At 71.5% G+C, this 25,676-nt stretch carries 25 protein-coding genes; 13 read left to right on the plus strand and 12 right to left on the minus strand.

Annotated features, from left to right (window positions below):
* Positions 1-108 precede the first annotated feature (108 nt).
* Positions 109-348, plus strand: coding sequence for a phosphoribosylformylglycinamidine synthase subunit PurS (gene purS, locus AB0B33_RS34095; protein WP_086861396.1), 240 nt, complete (start codon positions 109-111; stop codon positions 346-348).
* Positions 345-1,022, plus strand: coding sequence for a phosphoribosylformylglycinamidine synthase subunit PurQ (gene purQ, locus AB0B33_RS34100; RefSeq protein WP_360779442.1), 678 nt, complete (start codon positions 345-347; stop codon positions 1,020-1,022). The genes purS and purQ overlap by 4 nt, the downstream gene beginning before the upstream one ends.
* A 46-nt stretch (positions 1,023-1,068) precedes the next feature.
* Here the strand turns inward: purQ and AB0B33_RS34105 are convergent, their stop codons facing one another.
* The 3 genes from AB0B33_RS34105 to AB0B33_RS34115 form a co-directional block, all read right to left on the minus strand.
* Entirely contained in the window at positions 1,069-1,521 is a 453-nt protein-coding gene (locus AB0B33_RS34105) for a hypothetical protein (protein WP_360779445.1), read from the minus strand.
* A gap of 84 nt (positions 1,522-1,605) precedes the next feature.
* The gene (locus AB0B33_RS34110; protein ID WP_247016875.1) at positions 1,606-3,351 is read right to left on the minus strand and encodes an ABC transporter ATP-binding protein; all 1,746 of its coding nucleotides are present in this window, start codon (positions 3,349-3,351) and stop codon (positions 1,606-1,608) included.
* Positions 3,348-4,982: an ABC transporter ATP-binding protein gene (locus tag AB0B33_RS34115; RefSeq protein WP_360779448.1), complete on the minus strand. Its 1,635-nt coding sequence runs from the start codon at positions 4,980-4,982 to the stop codon at positions 3,348-3,350. The genes AB0B33_RS34110 and AB0B33_RS34115 overlap by 4 nt, the downstream gene beginning before the upstream one ends.
* Positions 4,983-5,248: 266 nt before the next feature.
* On the opposite strand from AB0B33_RS34115, the gene purL reads away from it, so the two are divergent.
* Positions 5,249-7,531 carry a phosphoribosylformylglycinamidine synthase subunit PurL gene (gene purL / locus AB0B33_RS34120; protein WP_360779750.1) on the plus strand — a complete coding sequence of 761 codons (2,283 nt, stop codon included), beginning with the start codon at positions 5,249-5,251 and terminating at the stop codon, positions 7,529-7,531.
* Positions 7,532-7,568: 37 nt separating this feature from the next.
* Here the strand turns inward: purL and AB0B33_RS34125 are convergent, their stop codons facing one another.
* From AB0B33_RS34125 to AB0B33_RS34145, 5 genes are all read right to left on the minus strand, one after another.
* Positions 7,569-8,642 carry a pentapeptide repeat-containing protein gene (locus tag AB0B33_RS34125; RefSeq protein WP_360779451.1) on the minus strand — a complete coding sequence of 358 codons (1,074 nt, stop codon included), beginning with the start codon at positions 8,640-8,642 and terminating at the stop codon, positions 7,569-7,571.
* 4 nt (positions 8,643-8,646) lie between these two features.
* Positions 8,647-9,573 (minus strand): hypothetical protein, encoded by a 927-nt coding sequence (locus tag AB0B33_RS34130; RefSeq protein WP_360779454.1) that lies wholly within the window; start codon positions 9,571-9,573, stop codon positions 8,647-8,649.
* A 174-nt stretch (positions 9,574-9,747) separates the two neighbouring features.
* Positions 9,748-10,617 carry a lysozyme gene (locus AB0B33_RS34135; protein WP_360779457.1) on the minus strand — a complete coding sequence of 290 codons (870 nt, stop codon included), beginning with the start codon at positions 10,615-10,617 and terminating at the stop codon, positions 9,748-9,750.
* Positions 10,618-10,810: 193 nt separating this feature from the next.
* On the minus strand, positions 10,811-11,626 hold the full coding sequence (locus tag AB0B33_RS34140) for a lysozyme (protein ID WP_360779460.1): 816 nt from the start codon (positions 11,624-11,626) through the stop codon (positions 10,811-10,813).
* Between the two features lie 99 nt (positions 11,627-11,725).
* Positions 11,726-12,415, minus strand: a complete 690-nt coding sequence (locus tag AB0B33_RS34145; RefSeq protein ID WP_247016887.1) for a type VII secretion system-associated protein — start codon at positions 12,413-12,415, stop codon at positions 11,726-11,728.
* 61 nt (positions 12,416-12,476) lie between these two features.
* On the opposite strand from AB0B33_RS34145, the gene AB0B33_RS34150 reads away from it, so the two are divergent.
* Positions 12,477-12,857 carry a sterol carrier family protein gene (locus AB0B33_RS34150; RefSeq protein WP_360779464.1) on the plus strand — a complete coding sequence of 127 codons (381 nt, stop codon included), beginning with the start codon at positions 12,477-12,479 and terminating at the stop codon, positions 12,855-12,857.
* A 12-nt stretch (positions 12,858-12,869) separates the two neighbouring features.
* On the opposite strand, the gene AB0B33_RS34155 is transcribed toward AB0B33_RS34150, so the two are convergent.
* Positions 12,870-13,667 (minus strand): SAM-dependent methyltransferase, encoded by a 798-nt coding sequence (locus AB0B33_RS34155; RefSeq protein WP_360779467.1) that lies wholly within the window; start codon positions 13,665-13,667, stop codon positions 12,870-12,872.
* Between the two features lie 200 nt (positions 13,668-13,867).
* Between AB0B33_RS34155 and AB0B33_RS34160 the strand changes: the two genes are divergently transcribed.
* From AB0B33_RS34160 to arfB, 6 genes are all read left to right on the plus strand, one after another.
* Positions 13,868-14,746, plus strand: a complete 879-nt coding sequence (locus AB0B33_RS34160; protein ID WP_247016892.1) for a helix-turn-helix transcriptional regulator — start codon at positions 13,868-13,870, stop codon at positions 14,744-14,746.
* Between the two features lie 384 nt (positions 14,747-15,130).
* Positions 15,131-15,370 carry a DUF397 domain-containing protein gene (locus AB0B33_RS34165; RefSeq protein WP_247016894.1) on the plus strand — a complete coding sequence of 80 codons (240 nt, stop codon included), beginning with the start codon at positions 15,131-15,133 and terminating at the stop codon, positions 15,368-15,370.
* Complete coding sequence (locus AB0B33_RS34170; protein ID WP_247016896.1) at positions 15,357-15,662, plus strand: hypothetical protein; 306 nt, start codon at positions 15,357-15,359, stop codon at positions 15,660-15,662. Before AB0B33_RS34165 ends, AB0B33_RS34170 begins: the two co-directional genes overlap by 14 nt.
* Before the next feature lie 120 nt (positions 15,663-15,782).
* The gene (gene purF, locus AB0B33_RS34175) at positions 15,783-17,309 is read left to right on the plus strand and encodes an amidophosphoribosyltransferase (RefSeq protein WP_247016899.1); all 1,527 of its coding nucleotides are present in this window, start codon (positions 15,783-15,785) and stop codon (positions 17,307-17,309) included.
* A gap of 30 nt (positions 17,310-17,339) precedes the next feature.
* Positions 17,340-18,410 (plus strand): phosphoribosylformylglycinamidine cyclo-ligase, encoded by a 1,071-nt coding sequence (purM, locus tag AB0B33_RS34180; RefSeq protein WP_247016901.1) that lies wholly within the window; start codon positions 17,340-17,342, stop codon positions 18,408-18,410.
* A 2-nt stretch (positions 18,411-18,412) separates the two neighbouring features.
* Positions 18,413-18,844 (plus strand): alternative ribosome rescue aminoacyl-tRNA hydrolase ArfB, encoded by a 432-nt coding sequence (gene arfB / locus AB0B33_RS34185; protein ID WP_247016902.1) that lies wholly within the window; start codon positions 18,413-18,415, stop codon positions 18,842-18,844.
* Here the strand turns inward: arfB and AB0B33_RS34190 are convergent.
* The 3 genes from AB0B33_RS34190 to AB0B33_RS34200 all read right to left on the minus strand — a co-directional run bounded on the left by AB0B33_RS34190 (position 18,841) and on the right by AB0B33_RS34200 (position 21,563).
* Positions 18,841-19,587 (minus strand): GNAT family N-acetyltransferase, encoded by a 747-nt coding sequence (locus AB0B33_RS34190; RefSeq protein WP_360779473.1) that lies wholly within the window; start codon positions 19,585-19,587, stop codon positions 18,841-18,843. The genes arfB and AB0B33_RS34190 overlap by 4 nt on opposite strands.
* 174 nt (positions 19,588-19,761) lie before the next feature.
* Positions 19,762-20,418, minus strand: coding sequence for a VanZ family protein (locus tag AB0B33_RS34195; RefSeq protein ID WP_360779476.1), 657 nt, complete (start codon positions 20,416-20,418; stop codon positions 19,762-19,764).
* A gap of 239 nt (positions 20,419-20,657) precedes the next feature.
* Positions 20,658-21,563, minus strand: coding sequence for a Gfo/Idh/MocA family oxidoreductase (locus tag AB0B33_RS34200; RefSeq protein WP_360779479.1), 906 nt, complete (start codon positions 21,561-21,563; stop codon positions 20,658-20,660).
* 77 nt (positions 21,564-21,640) lie between these two features.
* Between AB0B33_RS34200 and AB0B33_RS34205 the strand changes: the two genes are divergently transcribed.
* The 3 genes from AB0B33_RS34205 to AB0B33_RS34215 are packed head-to-tail and all read left to right on the plus strand — an operon-like array spanning position 21,641 to position 24,925.
* Positions 21,641-22,261 carry a hypothetical protein gene (locus AB0B33_RS34205; RefSeq protein WP_360779482.1) on the plus strand — a complete coding sequence of 207 codons (621 nt, stop codon included), beginning with the start codon at positions 21,641-21,643 and terminating at the stop codon, positions 22,259-22,261.
* Positions 22,251-23,321 carry a CbiQ family ECF transporter T component gene (locus AB0B33_RS34210; RefSeq protein ID WP_360779485.1) on the plus strand — a complete coding sequence of 357 codons (1,071 nt, stop codon included), beginning with the start codon at positions 22,251-22,253 and terminating at the stop codon, positions 23,319-23,321. Before AB0B33_RS34205 ends, AB0B33_RS34210 begins: the two co-directional genes overlap by 11 nt.
* A complete protein-coding gene (locus AB0B33_RS34215) occupies positions 23,318-24,925 on the plus strand; it encodes an ATP-binding cassette domain-containing protein (RefSeq protein WP_360779488.1) in 1,608 nt (535 codons plus the stop codon). The genes AB0B33_RS34210 and AB0B33_RS34215 overlap by 4 nt, the downstream gene beginning before the upstream one ends.
* Positions 24,926-25,676 lie beyond the last annotated feature (751 nt).

A 25,676-nucleotide genomic window follows, 5' to 3' on the forward strand; every position in this document is an offset into this window, starting at 1 on the left:
CAGTCTAGGTTTTCCGGTGGCCCTCGCCACCTGGGCGCGAGGGCGGCGAACGGGGTCAACTATGCTGGCCCGGTACCCACGACCTGCGTGAATAAGGAGCAGCCTGCCGTGGCCCGAGTCGTCGTCGACGTCATGCCGAAGCCCGAAATCCTCGACCCGCAGGGGCAGGCCGCGCTCGGCGCCGCCGGCCGCCTCGGCTTCACCGGGATCAAGGAGATCCGCCAGGGCAAGCACTTCGAGATCGAGGTCGACGACACGGTCGACGACGCGACGCTCGAGAAGATCGCCGAGGGCTTCCTCGCGAACCCGGTGATCGAGCAGTGGACCATCAAGCGGGTGGAGGCGTGAGCGTCCGCATCGGCGTCATCACCTTCCCGGGCACCCTGGACGACGGCGACGCGGCCCGCGCGGTCCGCTACGCCGGCGGCGAGGCGGTCCCGCTGTGGCACGCGGACGAGAACCTTCACGACGTCGACGCGGTCGTCGTCCCGGGCGGGTTTTCGTACGGTGACTACCTGCGCGCGGGCGTGATCGCCCGCTTCGCCCCGGTGATGACCCCGGTGATCGAGGCGGCCCGCGCCGGCATGCCGGTCCTCGGCATCTGCAACGGCTTCCAGATCCTGTGCGAGGCGGGGCTCCTGCCGGGCGCGATGATCCGCAACCAGGGCCTCCACTTCATCTGCCGCGACCAGTGGCTCCGGGTGGAGAACACCTCGACGGCGTGGACCACGCGCTACGAAGAGGGCGCCGAGATCCTCATCCCGATGAAGAACATCGACGGCTGCTACATGGCCGAGCAGTCCACTTTGGACGAGCTGGAGGGCGAGGGCCGCGTCGTGTTCCGCTACGTCGGCGGCAACCCGAACGGCTCCCGCAACGACATCGCGGGCATCCGCAGCGAAAACGGCCGCGTGGTCGGCCTGATGCCGCACCCGGAGCACGCGATCGACGCGCTGACCGGCCCGTCGGACGACGGGCTCGGGATGTTCTTCAGCGCGGTGGACGCGCTGGTCAAGGCCTGACGCGAAGCAGCCGGGACACCTCCTGAGGTGTCCCGGCTGGTAGCGTTCAGAGGCTGGACAGCGCCTCGGCCACCCCGTCGCGGTCCGCGTTGACCGGCCTGCTGCACCAGTCGGGCCCGCCTTGGCACACCTGGATCTTGAGGCGGTCGAAGCCGCCGACGCGGTCCGGGTCCCCGATGGTGAAGTGGAACGGCTCGGTCTTGTCGGCGGGCGTGCTCCGGGTCGTGCTGTCGATCTTCACCGAGCCGGCGTAGGCCTCGAAGTAGACGGTGGTGCCGGACCCCTCGATGTCGGTCATGGTGCCCTGCACGGTCGCGGTCCGGTTGCCCCACGCGACACCGCCCAGGGTGCCGCCGACGGCGCAAGTGGTGGGACACAGGTCGAAGCTGTCGTTCGGCCAGGTCGCCGCCGCGGCCGGCGTGGCCGCCATCGCAGCGGCGGTGATCGCGATCCCGGCGGCGGCCGCCCCGGCTCGTGGGGCTCGGCTTGTCGACGTCATCGGGCTTCTCCTCAGGGTCGGGCCGGGGGTGCCCGGCACCGTGGACACGCCCGACCCGGCCTCGCGGTTGAGGCGGCTTCCGGGCTACGAAGCCGCCGCCACCAGCCGGGCGTACGAGCCGCCCGCCGCCAGCAGGGCCGAGTGCGGGCCGAGCTCCGTGATGCGGCCGTCCTCGACCACCGCCACCCGGTCGGCCGCCGCCGCTGTGTGCAGGCGGTGGGCGATCGCGATCACCGTGCGCCCGGACAGCACGCTGTTCAACGACCGCTCCAGGTCTCGCGCCGAGCCCGTGTCCAGCAGCGACGTCGCCTCGTCGAGCACCAGCGTGTGCGGGTCGGCCAGCACCACCCGGGCCAGCGCCAGCTGTTGCGCGATCGCCGCCGGCACCGGGTGCTCGCCGGAACCCAGCTTCGTGTCCAGCCCGGACGGCAGCGTGGCGACCCAGTCCGACGCGCCCGCCGACGTCAGCGCCGCCAGCAGCTCCTCGTCGGTCCAGTCGCCACCCGCGCGACGGGCCGGCAGCGCCAGGTTCTGCCGCAGCGTTCCCGAGAAGACGTGGTGCTCCTGGGTCAGCAGCAGCACCTCGCCGCGCAGGACGTCGTCGGCCAGTGCCGAGACGTCCTGGCCGCCGATGCGCACCGAGCCCGACGACGGCGCCGCGATGCCCGCCAGCAGCCGGCCGAGCGTCGACTTGCCCGCGCCGGACGGGCCGACGATCGCCAGCCGCTCGCCCCGCGGGACGCGCAGGTCGATGCCGTGCAGCACCTCGCGGTCCGCGGTGTAGGCGAACCGGACGTCGTGCACGTCGATGTCGCGCCCGCGCGGCACCTCCTGCACCTTCGGCGCCTCCTCGGAGGCCACCGCGTGGACGCCGAGGATCCGGCGCGCCGCGGCCGCCGCGACCTGCAGGTCCTCCAGCCAGAACAGCGCCTCGTTCAGCGGCGCCGCCATCGCCTGCATGTACAGCAGCATCGTGGTGATCTCGCCGAGCCCGGCCCAGCCCCGCGTGTACGCGAGCAGCCCGAGCGGCAGCATGACCGCCAGCGGGACGACGTAGCTGATCTCTAGCGACGGCAGCCAGCGCAGCTGCAGCGCGCGCATCCGGCGCTCGCCGTGGATGCTGCGGTCCAGCGCGTCGTACGCCGCGCCGACCCGCCGCTCGGTCAGCCCGAGCGCCTCGACCGTGCGCGCGCCCTCCGCCGTCTCGTGGACGCTGGTGGTCAGGTCCGCCCAGCGGTCCAGCATCCACTGCATGACCGCCGGGATCCGCCGCTGGTACCAGACGTTGACCGGCACCAGCAGCGGCACCGCGACCAGCAGGCCGAGCGAGAGCAGCGGCGACGTGAGCACCATCGCGATCACCGTGAACACCACGGTCACCGCCGCGACCAGGATCTCCGGCGCCGCGAACCGCGCCGCGTGGTCGATCCGGCCGAGGTCGGTGGTGGCGCGGCTGAGCAGGTCGCCGGTGCCCGCCGCCTCGACGGTGCCGAGCGGCAGCCGCAGCGCCGTCCCGACGAACTCCTCGCGGGTGTTGGCCAGCACCTGCTCGCCGAACACCGCGCCGCGCATCCGCGCGATCTTCCTGGCCAGCGCCTGCAGCGCCATGATCGCGACGAACGCCACCGCGAGCAGGTCGACGTGGCCGGTGGTGGTGCCGGCCGCGACGTCGTCGACGAGCGAGCCGAGCAGCTGCGGTCCGGCCAGCCCGATCACCGTGGCCACCGCCAGCGCGCCCAGCAGCAGGCCGAACTCGCGTTTGTTGACCACCACCGTGCGCCGCGCCCAGCGGCGGACGTCCCGCCGGGACGCCGTGGGAAGCCGTTTCATACCGTCACTACTTTCGCCGTGAAGACTTCGTCCGCCACATGTGTCCACAACGGACTCTGACTGAACACCACCGTCGTCCGGCCGCGGCGCAGTGCCGCGACGCGCTCGGTGATGCGGGCCTCGGTGTGCGCGTCGACCGCCGACGTCGGCTCGTCCAGCACCAGGACGTCGGCGTCGGTCGCCAGCGCGCGGGCCAGGTTGAGCCGCTGCCGCTGGCCGCCGGACACTTCGCGGCCGCGTTCGCCGATCACCTCGTCGACGCCTTCCGGCAGCGCCTCCACGATGTCGTCGGCGTCGGCCGCGTACAGCGCTTCGGTGATGTCGACGCCGGACGTCCGCGCCGGCGCCAGCTGCTCGCGCAGCACGCCGGAGAACCAGATGTCCTGGTTGTGCGCGTAGACGATCCGCCGCCGCAGCTCCGCGAGCGCGACCCGCTCCGCCCGGACGCCGCCGACCAGCACCGCTTCGCCCTCGGCCGGGTCGGCGAACCGGGCCAGCCGGTCGGCGACCGCTTCGCCGTCGGCGCCGAAGTCGACGACCGTCAGCCTGCCGGGCGCGACCCGCACCCCGGACTCGGTGTCCACCAGCTCCAGCGGCCCGTCGGGCAGCGGCTCCGGCGTCTCCGGGTCCGCCAGCTTCGGGTGGATCGCCAGCAGCGCCACGACCTTCCGCGACGCGACCAGCCCGGACGTGATCGAGCCGACCGCCTCCGTCGCGGCGGTGACCGGCCAGATCAGGAACGCCGAAACGCCGTAGAACGCCACCAGCTGCCCGACGCCGATCGAGCCGGCCACGGCCAGCCGCGCGCCCAGCCAGGTGATCACCACGGTGACCAGGCCGGGCAGCGCGATCTCCGCCGCGGCCAGCCACGCCTCGGCCTTGCCGACCTCGATACCGGCCCGCCGCACCCGCTGGCTCGTCTCCCGGAAGCGGGCGAAGAACCGCCGTTCGCCGCCGATGCCCCGCAGGATCCGCAGGCCGGACACGATGTCCGCGCCCAGCGCGTTGACGTCCCCGCGCTGCTCACGCTGCTTCGCCTTGCGCTTCTGCAGCGGGGCGAGCAGCGGGCCGATGCCGAGCACCGCGACCGGCACGCCGACCAGCGCGACCACGCCCAGCAGCGGCGACGTCGTGACCAGCCAGACCGCGACCACGACGAACGCCAGCAGCGAGCCGAACGCCCGCCCGGTCATCTCGACCGTGTTCCCGATGTGGTTGATGTCGGTGGTGCTGACGGCGACCAGGTTGCCGGTCGTCGTCTGCTCGCGCAGCCCGGCGCCGACGCGGGTGGTGTGCGCCGACACGGTCCGCTGGGTGGTGCCCGCGCCGTGCAGCCACAGGCCGTAGTTGAGGAAGTGCAGCCAGGTCCCGAAGACCGTCTGCACCAGGCCGAGCACGGCCGCGACGAGCGCCCAGCGCCCGACCGCGGCACCGTCGTGCGCGGTGATCGCGCCGATGCCCTGGCCGACGACCAGCGGCAGCAGCGCGCCGGGAAGCGCCCAGACGACACCGATCGCGGCGGCGCCCAGCACCGTCCCGAGCCGGGCCCGGAAGACGGCGAGCAGGAAGCGGCTCGCGCTCGGCCGTGCGGGAAGCCGCAGCGGCGGAAGGGGGTATGTGGCGGAAAGCACGATTGTCGACGGTAAGCCGACACCCGGGCGAAGGCGACCGATTTTCGCGCCGCGCGGCTCGGGGGCCCCCGGTTTCAACGTTACTCGCGGGGTCCGACAATTCCGGGCCCGCGCACTCGGGGGCGCCCCGGGTTGTCCCCGTGCCGGGCCGCGGTGTCGCGCCGCTCACACCCGCCGGGGGCCGTCCGATTTCGGTGGCCCACCGTCCGGGGCGCCACCGGCCTGCCCGTATCCTGGCGGCCGTGGCGAACCCTGACACGGACACCGTGACCAGCACCGTTGACACCACCGAGCGCGCCGGGGCGACCCCGGAGCACACCCAGCCGTATCGCGAATTGGGCCTCGCCGACGACGAGTACGCCCGCATCCGGGAGATCCTCGGCCGCCGGCCCACCGATGCCGAGCTGGCGATGTACTCGGTGATGTGGAGCGAGCACTGCTCCTACAAGTCGTCGAAGAAGCACCTGCGGTACTTCGGGGAGACCGCCACCGACGAGATGAAGGCCAAGATGCTGGCCGGCATCGGCGAAAACGCGGGCGTCGTCGACATCGGCGAGGGCTGGGCGGTCACCTTCAAGGTGGAGAGCCACAACCACCCGTCCTATGTGGAGCCGTACCAGGGCGCCGCGACCGGCGTCGGCGGCATCGTCCGCGACATCATGGCGATGGGCGCGCGGCCGCTCGCGGTCGCCGACGCGCTGCGCTTCGGCCCGGCCGACGCCCCCGACACCAAGCGCGTGCTGCCCGGGGTCGTCGCCGGCGTCGGCGGCTACGGCAACTGCCTCGGCCTGCCCAACATCGGCGGCGAGCTCGTCTTCGACCCGTCCTACGCCGGCAACCCGCTGGTGAACGCCCTGTGCGTCGGCGCGATGCGCGTCGAAGACCTGCACCTGGCGTTCGCGTCCGGCACCGGCAACAAGATCATCCTGTTCGGCGCGCGCACCGGCCTCGACGGCATCGGCGGCGTTTCCGTCCTGGCGAGTGACACCTTTTCGGGTGACGAGTCCTCGGGCGGCCGCAAGAAGCTGCCGAGCGTCCAGGTCGGCGACCCGTTCACCGAGAAGGTGCTCATCGAGTGCTGCCTCGAGCTGTTCGCGCAGAAGCTCGTCGTCGGCATCCAGGACCTCGGCGGCGCCGGCCTGTCCTGCGCGACGTCCGAGCTGGCCGCGGCCGGCGACGGCGGCATGCACATCTACCTCGACCGCGTTCCGTTGCGCGCCACCGGGATGACCCCCGCCGAGGTGCTCTCGAGCGAGTCGCAGGAGCGCATGTGCGCGGTCGTCTCGCCGGAGAACGTCGAGGCGTTCATGGCGGTCTGCCGCAAGTGGGACGTCATCGCCACCGACATCGGCGAGGTCACCGACGGCGAGCACCTGGTGATCACCTGGAACGACGAGGTCGTCGTCGACGTCCCGGCGCACACGGTCGCCCACCAGGGCCCGGTGTACGACCGGCCGATCGAGCGACCGTCGGATCAGGACGCGCTGATCGCGGACACGTCGGCGAAGCTGCCGCGTCCGTCCACTCCGGACGAACTGCGCGCGGACGTGCTGCGGCTGATCTCGTCGCCGAACCAGGCGTCGAAGGAATGGGTGACCTCGCAGTACGACCGGTACGTGCGCGGCAACTCCGTGCTCTCGCAGCCGTCGGACTCCGGCATGATCCGGATCGACGAGTCGAGTGGCCGTGGCGTCTCGGTCGCGACGGACTGCAACAGCAAGTTCGTCTACCTCGACCCGTACCGCGGCGCGCAGCTGGCGCTGGCGGAGGCGTACCGCAACGTGGCCACGGGCGGCGCGACCCCGGTCGCGGTGTCGGACTGCCTGAACTTCGGCGCTCCCACCGACCCGGGCGTGATGTGGCAGTTCGAGCAGGCGGTCCACGGCCTCGCGGACGGCTGCGTCGAGCTCGGCATCCCGGTGACGGGCGGCAACGTGAGCTTCTTCAACCAGACCGGTTCGACGGCGATCCTGCCGACCCCGGTGATCGGCGTCCTCGGCGTGATCGACGACGTCACCCGCCGCATCCCGACCGGCATCGGCGCGGAAGCGGGCGAAACCCTGCTGCTGCTGGGCGAAACGCACGACGAACTGGACGGTTCGGCCTGGGCCCGCGAGCTCCACGGCCACCTCGGCGGCGTGCCCCCGAAGGTCGACCTGGCCCGCGAGAAGCTGCTGGGCGAGATCCTGGTGGCGGGCTCCCGCGACGGCATGATCTCGGCGGCGCACGACCTTTCGGACGGCGGCCTGATCCAGACCCTGGTCGAGACCGTCCTCATCGGACAGTGCGGCGCCCGGGTCTTCCTGGACAGCGACCAGGACCCGTTCGTCCAGCTCTTCTCCGAGTCGGCCGGCCGCGTCCTGGTGGCGGTCCCGCGCACGGAAGAGCTGCGCTTCACGGAGATGCTGACCGCGCGCGGCCTCCCGTGGCGCAAGACCGGCGTGGTGGACCCGGAATCGGGCACGCTCGAACTGCAGGGCATCACGGAGTTCTCGCTGGACGAGCTGCGCGGAGCCTGGGAAGGCGCCCTGCCGGCGCTGTTCGACTGAGCACCGGAGGGCGCCGGCTCCGGCCGGTGCCCTCCGCTCAGCCGTGCTTCGCGACGATCCGCAGGTCCCCGTCGCGGAGCTGCTCGACGTCCCAAACGTCCGGCAGCTGCACGTCCTTCTCCGCCTGGACCCGCGTGTTGTACAGCGAAACCGACTCCGGCAGCGACGCGAACCGCAGGTCGGTCTGCCCGGCGAAGGAAGCCCGCCGCAGGTCGAGCGAGCCCGAACTGACGGCCCCGGCGAACACCGCGTCCTTGGCGAACTCCGCCTCCTTGAACGTGGTCGGTCCGGCGAACGTCGTGTCCGTGAAGTCCGCGTCCTCGGCGAAAGCCGTTCCGCTGAACCACGCGTGACTTTCGAAAACGGCGCCGCGGCACCGGAAGTACCCCACCAGGCGGCCGGTTTCGGTACCGGCGGCGGTCAAGTACACCCGGCCTTTGAAGCGGCAGCCGCTCAGGTTCGTGCTGCTGTGCAGCGACGCGTACCGGAGCAGCAGGCCGCCGATCAGCTTGCCCGAGAGGTCGAGGTACTCCAGCCGGGCGCCGGTCAGGTCCAGGTCGTAGGCCGGGGCTTCGTCGTCGCGCGCCGGGAGCAGATCGGTGACCAGCCGTTGCGCGGTGAGCCGGACCGTGAGTTCGCGTTCCTGCTCCGGGTCGGGATCGGCGCCCGTGGGCCGGGTGCGGGAAAACGGCCGCCGCAGGTACGAGCACAGGACGTCCAGCACCGTCTGCGTGTACTCCGGGCGGCTTCGCGCCAGCCCCGCCAACGCGTGCAGCGCGCCCACCCGCACCTGGTCCGCCGCGTGGCCGAGCAGCTCGACCGCCTTCGCGAACCGCTCGTCCGCCACCCGCTCGCGGTCCTGTTCGGCGCGTTGCGCCTCGAGTTCGTGCCGCCGTCGCTCGATGTCCTGGCGGCGTTCCTCGACCCGGCGGCGCCGGTCGTTGAGCCACAGCGCGTACAGCGCCACGATCGCGCCGCCGGCGAGGCCGCCCGTCTTCAGCGCGTCACTGCGGCTGGTGGCGGGGTCGGTCAGCAGCCAGCCGCCGACCCCCACCAGTAGCACCAGCGACGCGAAGAACGTCCACGCCAGCGGTGATCGCCACAGCTTCACCCGCTCAGGAAACCAGCATGGTGCTGACGCAGAAACCCTTGTCGTCGAAGTTCGTCGCGCTCAGCGTGCCCTTGACGTTCTTGCCGGCGGATGTCCCGGTGACCTGGCCCTCGACCAGGTACTCGTCGTCCGGCACCTCGCCGAGCTCCAGCTTCAGCGGCGGCTTGAGGAACGTGTCGAGCCACGAGCCGAGCAGGTCCTTCGAGTCGGCGCAGCCCAGCGCGATCGCGCCGGTCTTGTCGCCGGAGTTCAGCTTGTCGATGAAGCCCTGCAGGACCGCCTTGGCGTCCGACGCACCGGAACCCGTCGGGGCCTTGGAGGTCGGCGTCGTCGACTTCTTGGGCGTGGTCGTCTTCGGCGAAGTCGGCTTCGCGGACGTGCTCGACGACGGCGGGGCCGCGACGTTCGTGTTGTCGTCCTTGGAAAGGAAGAACCCGGGCGCGACGAAGCCGGTGACGCCCAGCGCCGCCAGCACGACGACCACGGTGGCGCCGACGGCGATCCACATCCCGGTCTTGCTCTTCTTCGGCGGCGCCGGCGGCCCGCCGAAGCCCTGCGCGTACCCGCCGGTCGCCGGGTCCCAGCCGGACATCTGGCCACCCTGGTTCGGGTCCCAGGCCTGCTGGCCGTACTGCTGCGCGTTCGGGTCGGCCCACGCGGACTGCTGCTGCTGGGCGTTCGGGTCGCCCCACTGCGGCTGCGGGCTCGCCGGGTACCCCTGCTGCTGCTGGTTCGGGTCCCAGCCCTGCTGCTGTTGCTGCTGGCTCGGGTCCCAGCCCTGCGGGTACTGCTGCGTCGGGTACGGCTGTTGCTGCTGGTTGGGGTCCCACCCACCCTGCTGCGGGTACGGCTGCTGGAAGCCACCGGACTGGGGCTGCTGGCCGTACGGGTCGGGCTGACCGGGCTGGCCCGGCTGAGGCGGGTACGTCATCTTTCATGCCTTCCGGGCGCTGGGTGTTCGTGCGCTTCCGACGTCCGCAAGGCCCGTGCGGTTCCCCCAGGACGTGGTGAGCAGCATTCTGCAAGCTCGGACGGTACGGCATGAAACCGGCTCCCGGCCGGGCCGACGCGAAGTCGTCACGATCCGGGAGCCGGGTGGTGCGGGTCAGCCGGTGGCGAGCGCCTGGAGCCGGTCGTAGGCACCGTTGAAGGTGTCCTGGTCGAGCGGGCTCGAGGTGTACTGCCAGACGGTGTAGTAGCTCCAGTTGTAGGGCAGGGTGCCCACCGACGACGCGTACCGCGCGACCCACAGCGGGGCCGTGCTGGAGAAGTCACCGCTCACGCAGCTGCTCCACCAGCTCGTCGACGTGTAGATCACCGGGTACCGGCCGGTCAGCGCGTGGTAGGTGTCGTGGAAGTCGAGGATCCACGACGTCATCCCGGCCTTGCTCAGCCCGTAGCAGGTCGCGCCGTACGGGTTGTACTCCATGTCGAGCGCGCCGGGCAGGGTCTTGCCGTCCTTCGACCAGCCGCCGCCGTGGGCGACGAAGTACCGGGCCTGCGCCGCGCCGCTCGCCGTGTTCGGGGTGGCGAAGTGGTAGGCGCCGCGGATGAAGCCCTGGTTGAACGACCCGTTGTACTGCTGCGCGAAGTACGGGTTGGTGTAGCTGGTGCTCTCGGTGGCCTTGGTCCAGACGAACCGCTTGCCCTGGTTCCACCAGCTCGCCCAGTCGACGTTGCCCTGGTAGCTGGCGACGTCGATGCCGGCGACGGTGGCCAGCACCTGGTTGGGGATCGCCTGGGCGGGCTGCGGTTGCTGCGCCGCCTTCTGCGTGTCCGGTGTCGACTTGTCGCCTTCGACTCGCCGGATCTGCGACCCCAGTTCGTGGTTGTGCTGGGCGATGTCCGCGTTGATCGCGGCGACCGGGTCGGCCTCGGGGGAGAACGTCGCCGCCTGCGCCGTGCTGCCGAGCAGGAGCAGCGTGGCCGGGACGACCAGGGCAGCGAAAAGCCGCCTTCTTCGGGAAGTGGACATGATCGAATCCCTTCACAGAACCCTCGCTGAGGGCGGCTATGTGCAGGTAGCCGCCCGGGCACGATTGTTGAGGACGAGATGGCGGTTTGTCACTCAGTTCCGTGAAATTGGGTATACGCGTGGGTGATTTTCTCGGGGAGTCGATCTTCAATTGGTGACTGGTTAACACCTATTACCGTGGGTGTTGCGCCGTTCAGCCCAGTGCGAGCGCGCGCAGCCGGTCGGCCGAGCCGTTGAACCAGTTCTGGTCGCCGGGTAGCGTGCCGCGGTCGGCGAACTGCCAGATCGTGTGGACGCCCCAGCCGGCGGGCAGCTCGCCGATGTAGGTGTTGTAGCGGGCGATCCAGAGCGGGTTGCCGCCGAACCCGCCGTTGTTCGCGGTGCAGCGCTTCCACCAGCTCGTCGACGTGTAGATCGTCGGGTAGCGGCCGGTCGCCGCGCGGTAGGTCTCGGAGAAGTCGCTGATCCAGCGGACCATCCCGGCGGCGTCCTTGCCGTAGCAGGTTTCGCCGTACGGGTTGTACTCCGCGTCGAGCGCACCGGGCAGGGTCCGGCCGTCGGCCGACCAGCCGCCGCCGTGGGCGAGGAAGTACCGCGCTTGCGACGCGCCGTCGGAGATGTCCGGCCGAGCGAAGTGGTAGGCGCCGCGGATTAGCCCGGCGTCGTACGAGCCGGTGTACTGCTGGGCGAACTGCGGGTTGACGAAGCCGGTGCCCTCGGTCGCCTTGACGTAGACGAACTTGGCGCCGGAGCTCGCCGCGCCCCGCCAGTCGACCGGGCCCTGGTGCCCGCTGACGTCGTGGCCGAGCTGCTGGTCGTCGGATCCGTAGAGCACGCCGGGTACCGCACCGACGCCTTCGACCTTGGCGATCTGCGAACCCGCGTAGTGCTCCTCGGCTCCGGCGTAGCCGTCCTGGGCCGTCGCCGGCGTCTGGCCCGCGAGGAGCAAGATCGCGACGGCGAGGGGTAGCAGGGAGCGAACTTCCGGTGAACGACGCAGCACCCTCATGCTCCCCACCGATCTCGTGAGTCTCATCCAGCCTCACGATGCACCCGAGTCGCCGATCCGGCGACTCGGGTGGTCACTCGATGGGGTTAAACCCGCAGGTCAGCGCTGTTCGTCGGCGATCGCCTTCAGGAGGTGTTCGGCCGGCACGACGGCGGTGATCAGGTCGTGCGGGTTGATCGCGACCGGGTGACCGCCGAGCAGGCTGACGATGTCGCGGCCGAGCACGGCGCGGGCGTGCGGCCACTCGCCCGGCACCAGCGCCTTGCGGGTGTACGCCGGCACCATCACGCGGCCGTCGGTGTTGTGGAACCCGATGACCGTGCGCTGCACCGGCGACATCGCGTAGACGAACAGCGTCGAGTCGAGGACGACCTTCGGCAGGTCCGACGGCGGCCGGTGCTCGGTGCGGACGAGCTGCAGCAGCTGCTCGAGGTCGTTCGACGGCTCCGGGAAACCCAGCGCCTTCGGCGAAGGCCGGTAGCGGTCGTTGGGGTGGAAGTCCGCGACCACGTCGCCGACGCCGTTCACCGGGTAGGCCCCGACGACCGCCCACGACGGGACCGGCCCGTTGGGGTCGAAGGCTTCGTCGATGACGTAGAGCCAGCTGTCGGGGTTGGCGCGGGCGTTCGCCCGCATCTCCGCGGTGATCTCGGGCGTGCCGTGCTTCCCGGAACGCCGGGCCTGCTGGCCGCTGCGCCGCGCCGCGCGGCTGTGCTTGCCGGGGCGATCGGGCCCGCTTCCGGTGGGCTGCTGCGAAACCATCCGATCCGCCTCGTCCCGCTGCGCCATCTCATCCCCACGTTCTCGGGTGTCTCTGAAAACTCTTGGTGCGCCACTCTACTGTTTGCCCATGGCCTCTTCGCGTTCGGTCGACCCCGGACAGTTACGTGCGGCGGTGGTGGCGGTTTTCCCTTGGCTGCAGGGCGATGCGCCGGACCCGGCGCGGCCCGAGCTCGCGGCGGCGGTGCGGCTCAGCCTGCGCGCGCTGGCGGCCGACGCGCCGGGCCGCACGGTCGAAGTCCGCGTGCCGCCGTTCGCGGCGGTGCAGTGCGTGGAAGGGCCGCGGCACACCCGCGGCACGCCGCCGAACGTGATCGAGACGGACCCGCGCACGTGGCTCGAACTGGCCACCGGGGTACTGGACTGGACCACTGCGGTGGCGGACGGCCGGGTGTCCGCATCGGGCACCCGGGCCGACCTTTCCCACTGGCTCCCCCTCGTCCGCCTCTGACGGACGGGGCGTTCAGAGCTTGCGGCCGACGCCGCCGGCGATCGTCCGCTGCGCGACGTTGAGCTCCTTGAGCCGCGGGCCGTCCGGCCACCAGTCGGCGCACAGCGTCACGCCGGGCTTGACCATTTCGAGCCCCGGGAACAGCTCTTCGATCTCCTGCTGCGTCCGGAAGGTGCCGGAACCCATCGGGCTGTGCACGAAGAAGTCTTCCATGCGGCGCGCGGTCTCGGAGTCTTCGTTCTGCGGGTCGAAGAAGTGGCTGAGTCCCACGAAGGAGCCGGACGGCAGCGCGTCGACGTACTCCTTCATGATCGCCTTCGGCCGGTCCTTGTCGCCCTTGAAGTGGTGCAGGGTGCCCATCTGCAGCAGCACGAGCGGCTGGCTGAAGTCGATGTGCTCGCGGACGACCTCGTTCTCGAGGATCCGCTCCGGCTCGAAGATGTCTTCGGCGACGAAGTGGGTGTGCTCGTTCTCTTCGAGCAACGCGCGGCCGTGGGCGAGGACCACGGGGTCGTCGTCGACGTAGACGACCTTGGTCTCCGGGTTGATCCGCTGGACGACCTGGTGGGTGTTCTCCGCGGTCGGCAGGCCGGATCCGAGGTCCAGGAACTGGGTGATGCCGGTCTGGCTCGCGAGGAAGCGGCAGGCGCGGATGAGGAAGCCGCGGTTCTCGAACGCCAGGTCCTGAGCTTCCGGGGCGGCCTTCTGCACCTGGCCGAGGACTTCCCGGTCGATCTCGTAGTTGTCCTTCCCGAGCAGGAAGGCGTCGTACACGCGCGCGATGCTCGCTCGGGTCGGGTCGACCCCCACGGGAACTCGTTCGGTCCGGGTCGCGGCGTCGGGCATCTTGAACCTCGCAAGTTCTGTGTCGAAAGTCTCGTACTCTACGTAGAGTAGGCCGACGCGCGCATGGGGTAAACCGGGTCACCTCTTTGCGCAGGACGGGTTAACGTGTACTTTCGGTAGTCGGGCTAGAACCCCCTGGTGACGTGAGCGCGGAAGGTCCGGGAATGAACGCGGTGAACGCGTCCGCAGGAGAACAGAACATCGGCCCCACGGCGCGCCGCATGATCCTGGGCTCCCAGCTGCGGCGGCTCCGTGAAGAGGCCGGCATCACCCGGCAGCAGGCCGGGTACAACATCCGCGGGTCCGAATCGAAGATCAGCCGGCTGGAACTCGGCCGGGTCGGTTTCAAGGAACGCGACGTCACCGACCTGCTGACGATGTACGGCGTCGAGGACTCGACGGAACGCCAGACGTTCCTCGACATGGTCAAGCAGTCGAACGAGCCGGGCTGGTGGCGCCGCTTCGGCGACACGATGCCGAACTGGTTCACCGACCTCGTCGGCCTCGAAGAAGCCGCCGCGCGAATCCAGATCTGGGAGCCGATCTACGTGTCGGGCCTGCTCCAGATCGAGCCGTACGCGCGAGCGATCTTCAGCCACGGCCGGTCGGAGATGGCCGACGAGCGCGTCGACCAGCTGGTCGCGCTGCGGATGCGGCGCCAGAAGATGTTCAGCAGGCCGGACGCGCCCCGCGTGTGGATGGTCCTCGACGAGTCGGTCCTGCACCGGCCGATCGGCGGCGTGAAGGTCCTCAAGCAGCAGATCGAATTCCTGCTCGAGATGAGCGCACTGCCGCACGTATCGGTCCAGGTCCTGCCGTACACGCGCAGCGGCCTGTCCGCGGAACACGCGTTTTCCCTGCTGCGGTTCGGCGAGCCGGAACTGCCGAACATCGCGTACGTCGAGTACATGACCGGCGCGCACTACATCGAGAAGCGCGAAGAGATCGAAAAGTACAGCCGCGCGCTCGACATGCTCGCGGTCGATTCGGAGACCCCGGAGCGAAGCCGGGCCCTGCTGGCCAAGCGCCGCGCGGAGATCTGACGCCGCTGCGCACCCTCGGTCGCGCCTCACCTGCGCCCGCCCACGTCATGAACGACTCGTTCATGACGTCCAGCGCGGTGAACGACTCGTTCATGACATCGCCCGCACGCCCCATCCGCCGCCCGCCACCGTCACTCTTCGAAGCCGCCCGCCGATTCCCGTCCCTCTCACCGGTAACTACTCGTAGTGGTTAACCCGAAAGAGCACTTACCGACCACCCGATAGGTGAACCCACCCCCAGTGGTTCTTTACCGTCCGAAAACTTTGCAAGAACTTCTGCACGTGCATTTACCATTGCAGGCACACGTGCTAGCCTTCGACACGCGGGCAAATGCACATGCAGACGCGGCGCCCGGGGCATATTCCGCTTCGAGAGGTGGGAACGTGGCTGAGCGATTCGAAAACGGTATCCCGGCGACCTTGCTGACCGGTGCGCAGTGGCGCAAGGCCAGTTACAGCGGCGCTTACGGCAACTGTGTCGAGGTGGCGCCGCTGTCCAGCGGCGAGATCGCCATGCGCAACTCGCGCTTCCCGACCGGCCCGGCGCTCGTCTACACGCGCGCGGAGATGGCGGCCTTCCTGGCCGGCGCCAAGGACGGTGAGTTCGACGATGTCCTCGGCTGAGGCCGTCGCCTCCGTCTTCGACATCGAGACCGGACTGCAGGAGCTGGTGGCTCGCGGTTACCAGTTCGTCCACCCCGCCGACGAGCGTGGCGAGGTCCTCGCCGTCGTCGGCGTGCGGGTGCACGACGACGTGGTGGACGTGGTCCGGCTCAACGCCGAGGACGACGTGGTGGCAACCCGGATGCCCGGCACCGAAGACAACATCTTCGAGCCGGAGCGGTGGCTTTGGCGCCGCCGCGGCGAAGGCGCACAGGTGCTCTCCGAGATCCTCGCGTTGCCGGATGCGTGCTGAAGAACCCCAAGCTTGCGGGCCCCGTCCGAAGTGGTCAGAACCACTCCGGGCGGGGCCTGACTCATGTTCGCACCGTCTACACTGAAACCGGCCTGACCACGTCTTCCCTGGAGCTACTCGGTGGTTTCCGACCCGCAGCTCGTGCCCGACCAGCCCGAACCGGAACCCCGTGAGGAGTGTGGCGTCTTCGGCGTCTGGGCTCCTGGGGAAGAAGTCGCGAAGCTGACCTACTACGGCCTCTACGCCCTGCAGCACCGGGGCCAGGAGGCCGCCGGTATTTCCGTGTCCGACGGCTCGCAGATCGTGGTCTTCAAGGACCTCGGCCTGGTCAGCCAGGTGTTCGACGAGCAGATCCTGCAGTCGCTGCAGGGCCACATCGCCGTCGGGCACTGCCGGTACTCGACCACCGGCGCGACCATCTGGGAGAACGCGCAGCCGATCTTCCGCACCACCGACACCGGCAGCGGCCTCTCCTTCGCGCACAACGGCAACCTCGTCAACACCGCCGAACTGCGCGAACGCACCATCGCCGCCGGGCTCAAGCCGCACGCGGGGCTGACCGGCTCGTCGAGCGACTCCGACCTCGTCTGCGGCCTGCTCGCGGCGAACGCCGCCGACAAGGGCATCGAGGCCGCGGCGATGGAACTGCTGCCCACGCTCAAGGGCGCGTTCTGCCTGGTGTTCGCCGATGAGAACACCCTTTACGCGGCCCGCGACCCGCACGGCGTGCACCCGCTGGTGCTCGGCCGGCTCGAACGCGGCTGGGTCGTCTCCAGCGAGACGGCGGGCCTCGACATCGTCGGCGCGTCCTTCGTCCGCGAGGTCGAGCCCGGCGAGCTCATCGCGATCGACGCCGCCGGCCTGCGGTCCTCCCGGTTCGCGAACCCCGACCCCAAGGGCTGCGTCTTCGAGTACGTCTACCTCGCGCGCCCCGACACCACGATCGCCGGCCGCGGCGTGCACGCCACCCGCGTCGAGATCGGGCGGCGGCTCGCCGGTGAGCAGCCGGTCGAGGCCGACCTCGTGATGCCGGTGCCGGAGTCGGGCACGCCGGCCGCGATCGGTTACGCGCAGGGTTCCGGCATCCCCTACGGCACCGGCCTGGTGAAGAACGCCTACGTCGGGCGCACGTTCATCCAGCCGTCGCAGACCATCCGCCAGCTGGGCATCCGCCTCAAGCTGAACCCGCTGCGCGACGTCATCCGCGGCAAGCGCCTGGTCGTCGTGGACGACTCGATCGTCCGCGGCAACACCCAGCGAGCGCTCGTCCGGATGCTGCGGGAGGCCGGCGCGCTCGAGGTGCACGTCCGGATCGCGTCACCGCCCGTGCGCTGGCCGTGCTTCTACGGCATCGACTTCGCGTCGCGGGCCGAACTGGTCGCGAACGGCGTCGACACCGACGGCATCCGGCGCTCGATCGGCGCCGACTCCCTGGGCTACATTTCCCTGGACGGCCTGGTCGCGGCGACGGAACAGCCGAAGTCGCGGCTGTGCACGGCGTGCTTCTCCGGCGAGTACCCGATCGCGCTCCCGGAGGACGCGCTGATCGGGAAGCACCTGCTCGAAAGCCTCGACTCGGTCAATGGCGCGGCGACCCCGGTCAGCCCCGCCGGGTACGGTGCCGAAGACGCCGTCCGGCGTCCCTAGCAGTTCCTTCCAGTAGGGAGTCCTTCCACCGTGAGCGAGTCCACGAGCGCCACGTACGCCGCCGCCGGTGTCAGCATCGATGCCGGTGACCAAGCCGTCGAGCTGCTCAAGCCGCACGCCGAACGGGCCACGCGGCCCGAGGTCATGGGCGGTGTCGGCGGCTTCGCCGGGCTCTTCTCCCTGAAGCTCGACAAGTGGAAGGAGCCGGTGCTCGCGTCCTCGACCGACGGCGTCGGCACCAAGATCGCGGTCGCGCAGGCGCTCGACAAGCACGACACGGTCGGCATCGACCTGGTCGCCATGGTGGTCGACGACCTGGTCGTGACCGGTGCCGAGCCGCTGTTCCTGCAGGACTACATCGCCGTCGGCAAGGTGCACCCGGAGAAGATCGCCGCGCTGGTCGGCGGCATCGCCGAAGGCTGCGTGCAGGCCGGCTGCGCCCTGCTCGGCGGCGAAACCGCGGAGCACCCGGGCCTGATGGGCGAGCACGACTACGACATGTCGGCTACCGGCGTCGGCGTCGTCGAGGCTTCGCAACTGCTTTCGCCGGAAAAGGTCCGTCCGGGTGACGTCGTTCTGGCCCTCGGCTCGTCCGGATTGCACTCGAACGGGTACTCCTTGGCCCGCCACGTGCTGCTGGACATCGCCCGGATGCCGCTCGACGGGCACGTCGAGGAGTTCGGCCGCACCCTCGGCGAGGAGATGCTGGAGCCGACGCGGATCTACGCGAAGGACTGCCTGGCGCTCGCCGCCGAGACCGAGGTCCGGACGTTCGCGCACATCACCGGCGGTGGCCTGGAGGCGAACCTCGCCCGCGTCATGCCGCGCGGCCTGGTCGCCCGCCTCGAGCGCGGCACCTGGACGCCGGCGCCGGTGTTCGCCCTGATCGGGCAGCGCGGCAAGGTCGAGCGGGCCGAGCTGGAGAAGACGTTCAACATGGGCGTCGGCATGGTCGCGATCGTCGGTGCCGAGGACGTCGACCGGGCGCTGGCCATGCTGACCGCGCGGCACGTCCCGGCGTGGATCCTGGGCGACGTGCAGCCGGCCGGCGACGTCGACGGCCCGCGCGCGGTGCTCTCGGGCGACCACCCGCGGTTCTGACGGTGGCGACCGGGGACGTCGTGGTCGGCTCCCGGTTCGTCGTCCCGGAAGCCGAGCTCAGCGAACGCTTTTCGCGCTCGTCGGGCCCCGGCGGGCAAGGCGTCAACACGACGGACTCGCGCGTCGAGCTGTCGTTCGACGTCGCCGCGTCGCCGTCGATCCCGGAGCACCTGCGTGACCGCGTGCTGGCCGCGCTCGGTCCCCGGCTGGTCGACGGCGTCCTGACCATCGCGGCGAGTGAGCACCGCTCGCAGCTGCAGAACCGCGAAGCGGCGCGCGGGCGGCTGGCGAACCTGCTGCTCGACGCGTCGGCGCCGCCGCCGGCCAAGCGGCGCGCCACGAAACCGTCCCGCGGTTCCAAGGAGCGCCGCCTGGCGTCGAAGAAGCGCCGGAGCGACGTGAAACGAGGCCGCTCCGGCCGCTTCGACGATTAACCCAAGGAGAGGTGCACGCACTCCCCGGCCGGCCGGTAGCCGACCCGGGCGTAGACGTTCCCGATCCCCAGGTCACCGGGGGTGAGGAACGCCGTGTGGGCACCGGCCTCGTGGACTTCCCCGGTCAGCCGCGCGGTGAGCGCCGCGGCGATCCCGCGCCCGCGGTACGGCTCGAGCACGGCGATCCCGGCCACCTCGGTGGTGCCGTCGACGACCGCGAGCGCAAGGCCGCCGCCGACGACCGCTCCGGTGGCGACGTCCTCCGCCAGGAGGTGCCGCACGCCGGTGCCGGCCTTGAGCCGCTCGACCTCGGCGTCGCCGATCTCCGCGGGTTCGCCGAACGCCGTGTTCTGCGCCGATCGCATCCGCCGGAAGTCGTCGTCCGACTCCGGCGCGCGCAGCCGGATCCCCGCCGGGACGGGCCGGTCGACCCGCTCGTCCGGGCCGCAGGTCATCAGCGGCACCCGTCGTTCGAGCGCGTACCCCGCCCCGACCAGCAGTTTCTCCAGGTCGGGGGCGACGTCGGTGAAGTACTCCAGCCGCGGGAGCAGGTCCCGCCGCCGGTATGCGCTGGTGAGCGCGTCGATCTCAGCCGCGGCCGGCTTCGCGCCGTCGTCCGGGATCGCGTAGTTGAGCATCGGGTGCGCCGTACCGGGCGAGTAGGTCGCCAGGAACGGGCCGACCCGCTCGGTCTCACGGCCGTGCGGTGCCGTCTTGCGGACATAGGTCTGGATGGCAGACATTCGAGCCTTTCGAAGAGCACGCCGAGGAACCGCGGCCGCCGAACGGGGCACGCGGGCAGATCGCCGGGCGTCGGGCCTAGCGGGGGCCGACGCCGAACGCGGCGCCAGGCATAGGCGGTCATTCCTCGACTCGAAGGGCTCTTCGCCCCCAGTTTCGCACCGGCCGCAACCGGTTTACCGGCGCTCCGGGTGGGCGATCGCGGCGTAGCGCGTGTCCCACACCGAACGCGGCACGCGCATCCGGAGCGTGGGCGACTCGCAGATCCGGCGCCGTTGCGCCGGGATGGCCACCGGCGCCGGTGGTGGCGGGTCGAGCGCACCCCACCCGCGGCGGCTCAAGGCCGCGCCGAGCGTCGCGCCGACGGTGTTCAGCAAGACGTCGTCGGCCGAGGTGACCCGGCCGGAGTGGATCAGATATTGCGTACCTTCCACCAGTAGGGACGCGAGCAGCGCGGCCAGTGCGATGCGGAAGAGCGTGCGCAGCCGGCGCAGCCGAAGCGGTAGCAGGGCACCGAGCGGGCAGAGCAGCAGGACGTTGCCGATCACCTGCCAGAGTGACCCGCCGTCGGCGAAAGCCGCGGTGATGTCGGAGCCGGGCACGAGGTCGAGCGTGCTCTCGGAAGAGCCGCCGACCGGCATGATGACCAGGCAGAACACCAGAAAGGCAACGAGCAGCGCGGCGCAGTCGACGCCGGCTGTCGCGGTCGCGAAGCGGACTGGGAGTCTTCGGCGGCGCCGGGCCGCGAGCAGCGGCCAGCCGAGCAGCGCGTACGGCAGCGCGATCGCCGAAATCGGAATCATCCCCCAGAAGGCGCGAAGCAGGGCTTCCATGCGCCTCCTCTCTCGGAACCCCTCCACTCGAAATCACCTTCGCATCGCAAGATCGACTCGGCAGTCCGAGCGAGCCGCACTATTCGGTGATCTTTCCGGTGGCGGAGTTTGTCCCGCCGTGGTTCGGTCAGGAGGCGCACTGTCCACAGTGGAGATTGTGGACAACCCTGTGGAAGAAATGGGGGACACCGACGGAAACCGTTGTCGGACAACGGAAACTCGCGAGAGGGGCCTGTGTACTACTCGGCGAGCTGCCGGGCCTGTTCGAGCAGCGTCTGCAGGTGCAGGCCGCGCCGGACGTCGCACGGGTGGGTCGTCGTACCGCTGGCGATCATCGCCGCGAAGTCGTCCAGGAGTGCGGTGTAGGACTCCTGCGCCGAGCCCGGTTTGCGCCCGAGCGTCCGGTAGCCGTGCTGACCCCAGACGGCGAGTTCGACGACGGTCGGCTGCACCGGGAGCCGCAACGAGAGCGTGGCGGTGCTGAAAACGCCGCCGTCGTGGGCCAGCATCAGGTGCCAGAGGTCGCCGGGGCTGCGCCGCGCGGCGACGACGCCGGTGATCGGGCCGAGCGCGGCGTCGAGGAGGTCGAGCGCGTGCGGGCCGATGTCGAACAGCGCGCCGCCGTCGTCCTGGCGCCACTCCGAAGCCGCGTACTGGCCGCCGAGCAGGGCACCGGAGAGCCAGCGCGCGCCGCCGCCCGTCCAGCCGCCCGCCTGGGCGAGGCCGGCGAGCCACTCCTGCGTCTGCGCCGAGTACCGCAGCGTCAGGACGACGAGCGCGGCCACGTCGGCGGCGGCGACCGCGTCGGCCAGCCGTCGCGCGCCTTCGAGGTCGGCGGCGATCGGCTTCTCGAGGATCAGGTGCTTCCCGGCTTCGGCCGCGCGCACGCCCAGTTCGGCCTGGATCGACGGCGGGACGGCCAGCGCGACCGCGTCCACCTGCTCGAACAGCTCCTGGACGCTGCCCGCGGTGTTCGCGCAGTGCGTCTCCGCAAGCGCTTGCGCCGCCTCCGGCCGCCGGGCCCAGACCGCGGTCAGCGCCGTGCCGGGGTGATCCGCGAGGCCCGGCGCGTGCACCGTTTTCGCCCACGGGCCGGCACCGATCAGGCCGACGCGCAGCTGTCCGTCCGCGATGAGCTGTCCCACGGCCCGCAGTCTAGGTGTGGTGCTCGTCGCGCCGGAACCGCACCTTCGGCGGGTGCCGTCCTGGCTAAAGTGCCTGCATGATCGCTTCCCGTTTCGCCGTCGTCTGCGCTCTCCTGTTCGGCGCCGCCTTCGTGGGCGCCGCGCCCGCGTCGGCGGCGGGCACGGCCGGGACCTGCCCGGAAGGCGGCGGCGTCACGGTGGTCGTCGACTTCGGCGACCTGGGCCCGCAGCCGCTGATCCGCTGCGCCCCCGGAACGCCGGCGAACGGCATCGCGGCCCTGCAGGACGCCGGCGTCGAGGTCGCCGGTTCGCAGAAGTACGGCTTGGCCGTGGCCTGCCGGATCGCGGGGCAGCCCGGGCCCGACGTCGAGTCGTGCGCGGGGATGCCGTCGGCGACGGCGTACTGGAGCTACTGGCACGCTTCCGCCGGGGGCAGCTGGACGTCGAGCCAGGAGGGCGCGCAGACCGCGAAGCCGGTCGCCGGCGGGTTCGAGGGCTGGGCGTTCGCGCGGCCGAAGACGGCGAACGACCTGCCGACGCCGCCGAAGGTGGCGCCGGTGCGGCAGGCCGCCACCAACGCCCCCGCGCCCGCCGAGGAGGGCAGCTCGTTCCCGTGGGGCCTGGTGATCGGCGCGGTCGTGATCGTGGTGGTCGGCGGCGCCGGGATCGTCGTCGCCCGCCGTCGGCGTGCGCAGTAGGGCGCTGCACCCCGGCGCCTGGTGGGCGTGGGCGCTCGCACTGGCCGTCGCGGCCAGCCGCACGACGAACCCGCTGCTGCTCGGCCTGATCATCGCCGTCGCCGGGTTCGTGGTCGCGAACCGGCGGAGTGACGCGCCCTGGGCGCTGGCGTTCCGGCTGTACGCGTACGTCGGCGCGTTGATCGTCGCCTCGCGGGTGCTCTTCCGGATCCTGGTCGGCGGCGAAGACGGCGGGCACGTGCTGTTCTCGCTGCCGAGGATCCCGCTCGCCGCCGGCTTGTCCCTGCTCGGGCCGACGTCGGCGGAGGAGCTGCTCGGCGGCTTCTACGACGGCCTGCGGCTGGCGACGATGGTGGTCTGCGTCGGCGCGGCGAACGCGCTGGCCAACCCGAAACGCCTGCTCAAGGCCGTTCCGGGGGCGCTGTACGAGGTCGGCACGGCGGTGACGGTGGCGCTGACGGTCGCGCCCCAGCTGGTCGAGAGCGTGCAACGCGTGCGGCGCGCACGGCGGCTCCGGGCGGGCCGGACTCGCGGGCTGCGGGCGGTCAAGGGCATCGTGGTGCCGGTGCTGGAGGACGCGATGGACCGCTCGCTGCGGCTGGCGGCGGCGATGGATTCCCGGGGCTACGGGCGCCGGGCCTACCTGAGCCTTGGCCTGCGCGCGCTGATCGCCACCTGCGTGCTGGCCGGCTTGGTCGGGGTGTGCGTCGGCGTCTACGGCGTGCTCGACGGGACGTCGACGTGGCTCGGCGTCCCGCTGCTGGCCGCCGGGCTGGCGGCGGCGGTCGTGGGGTTCGTCCTCGGCGGGCGGCGCGTGCGGCGGACGGCGTACCGGCCGGACCCGTGGGGCTGGCCGGAGACGCTGGTCGTCGTGGCCGGGGCCGGGTCGTGCGCGCTGCTGTTCGCGACCGCGCGGATCGACCCGGGCCGGCTGTTCCCGTCGCTGAGCCCGTTGCGCTGGCCGGAGGTTTCCTGGGTGCACGCGTTGTCCGTGCTGGTCGCGGTGCTGCCGGCGTTCGTCGCGCCGCCACCGCCGTCGTTGTCGGAGGTCGTCCGGTGATCGAGTTCTCGAGGGTCACGGTGACCTACCCGGACGCCTCGCGGCCGGTGCTTTCGGACGTCTCGCTGGAGGTCGAGGAAGGCGAGTTGTGCCTGGTCGCGGGGCCGACCGGGGCGGGGAAGTCGACGTTGCTCGGTGCGCTGAACGGGCTCGTCCCGCACTTCACCGGCGGCCGCCTGGCGGGGCGCGTGGTCGTCGCCGGCCTGGACACGTCCGCGCACCCCCCGCGTGAACTGGCTTCGGTCGTCGGCGTCGTCGGGCAGGACCCGCTGGCGGGGTTCGTGACGGACACCGTCGAGGAGGAGCTCGCGTACGCGATGGAGCAGCTGGCGGTGCCGCCGGACGTCATGCGCAAGCGGGTCGAGGAAACGCTGGACCTGCTGGGCATCGCGGAACTGCGCAACCGTCCACTCCGGACACTTTCCGGCGGCCAGCAGCAGCGGGTGGCGATCGGCTCGGTGCTGACGGCCCACCCGTCCGTGGTGGTGCTCGACGAGCCGACGTCGGCCCTCGACCCGACCGCGGCCGAGGACGTCCTCGCGGCGATCACCCGGCTGGTGCACGACCTGGGGACGACGGTGGTCGTGGCGGAGCACCGGATGGAGCGCGTCGCGCAGTACGCGGACCGGCTGCTGTACCTGCCGGGCGACGGCTCGGTGCGGTCGGGGACGCCCGCGGAGATCCTGGCGACGTCGCCGATCGCACCCCCGATCGCCGAGCTGGGCCGGCTCGCGGGCTGGTCACCGCTGCCGTTGTCGGTCCGGGACGCGCGGCGGGTCGCGGGTCCGCTGCGGTCCCGCCTGTCGTCGATCCCGAAATTGTCGGTGGTGGGTTCTAGTCTCTCGGTGACCGGTCGAGCACTGGACGTGAGAGGGGTGGTGGTCCGCTACGGAGATGTCTCGGCGGTGCGCGGGGTGGACCTGCGGGCCGGGCCGGGGGAAGTGATCGCGCTGATGGGACGCAACGGCTCCGGCAAGTCGTCGCTTCTCTGGGCGGTGCAGGGCAGCGGCTCGAGGTCGGCGGGGAAGGTCGACGTCGGCGGCGCGGACCCGGCATCGCTCAAGCCACGAGCGGCCCGTCAGCGCGTGGGGCTGGTCCCGCAGACACCGGCGGACCTGCTGTACCTCGATTCGGTGGAAGCCGAGTGCGCACAGGCGGACACCGAATCGCAGGTACCGGCGGGGACGGCACGTGCCCTGCTGGACCGCCTGGCCCCGGGAATAGCCGGCGAAGCGCACCCCGGCGACCTCTCGGAGGGCCAGCGCCTGGCCCTGGTCCTGGCGATCCAGCTGGCGGCGGCACCCCCGGTCGTCCTCCTCGACGAGCCCACCCGCGGCCTGGACTACCACGCAAAACGACGCTTCGCGGCGATCCTGCGAGAGCTGGCCTCACAGGGTCGAGCGGTGCTGCTGGCCACGCACGACGTCGAGTTCGTGGCAACGGTGGCGAGCCGGGTGGTGGTCATGGCCGAGGGCGAGATAGTCGCGGACGGCCCGACGAAGGAGGTGATCGTCGCCTCCCCGGCGTTCGCGCCCCAGGTGGCGAAGATCCTGGCCCCGGAGCAATGGCTGACGGTGGACGAGGTCGCGGAAGCGCTGGCATGAGGAGACACGAACCTTCGAGGCCGGCTGACGGAGCCGCGCGGGTCGCCTCGCGCCCGCCCGCACGACCCGGTGCCGCCGCCCGGCTCGGGTGGGTCCCGAGGGTCGCTTCGAAGCGGTCCCTGCCATCCGGCGCGACAACGTGGCTCGCTGCTGCCGCGAGGGCCGCAGCGCGGCCCGCGCCGCCCGGCGGACGGAGCGCGGCGGCCCATCCAGGTGTGCTCGGCGCGGCAACGCGGCCCGGTGCCGTCGCGCGGACTCCTGCGGAGTGGCCCGCGCCATCCGGTGCACCGAGCGGCGGCCTGCAGCCGACCCCCGCGCGATTCAGCGCGGCTGGCCACCCCGGCGGGCTCGGCGCGGCAACGCGGGCCGGTGCTGTGGTGCGGGTTGCCGCGGAGTTGGCCGCGCCATCCGGCGGATCGAGTGCGGCGGGTCGTCCGGGTGGGCCTGGTGCGGCAACGTGGGCCGGTGCTGTGGTGCGGGTTGCCGCGGAGTTGGCCGCGCCATCCGGCGGATCGAGCGCGGCGGGTCGACCACGTGTGCCCGGCGCGGCAACGCGGGCCGGTGCTGTGGTGCGGGTTGCCGCGGAGTTGCCCGCGCCATCCGGCGGATCGAGCGCGGCGGGTCGACCACGTGTGCCCGGCGCGGCAACGCGGCCGGGTGCTGTGGTGCGGGTTGCCGCGGAGTTGCCCGCGCCATCCGGCGGATCGAGCGCGGCGGGTCGACCACGTGTGCCCGGCGCGGCAACGCGGCC

Origin of the sequence: Amycolatopsis sp. NPDC049159, from assembly GCF_040648295.1 — a bacterium.
Classification (GTDB): domain Bacteria; phylum Actinomycetota; class Actinomycetes; order Mycobacteriales; family Pseudonocardiaceae; genus Amycolatopsis; species Amycolatopsis pretoriensis_A.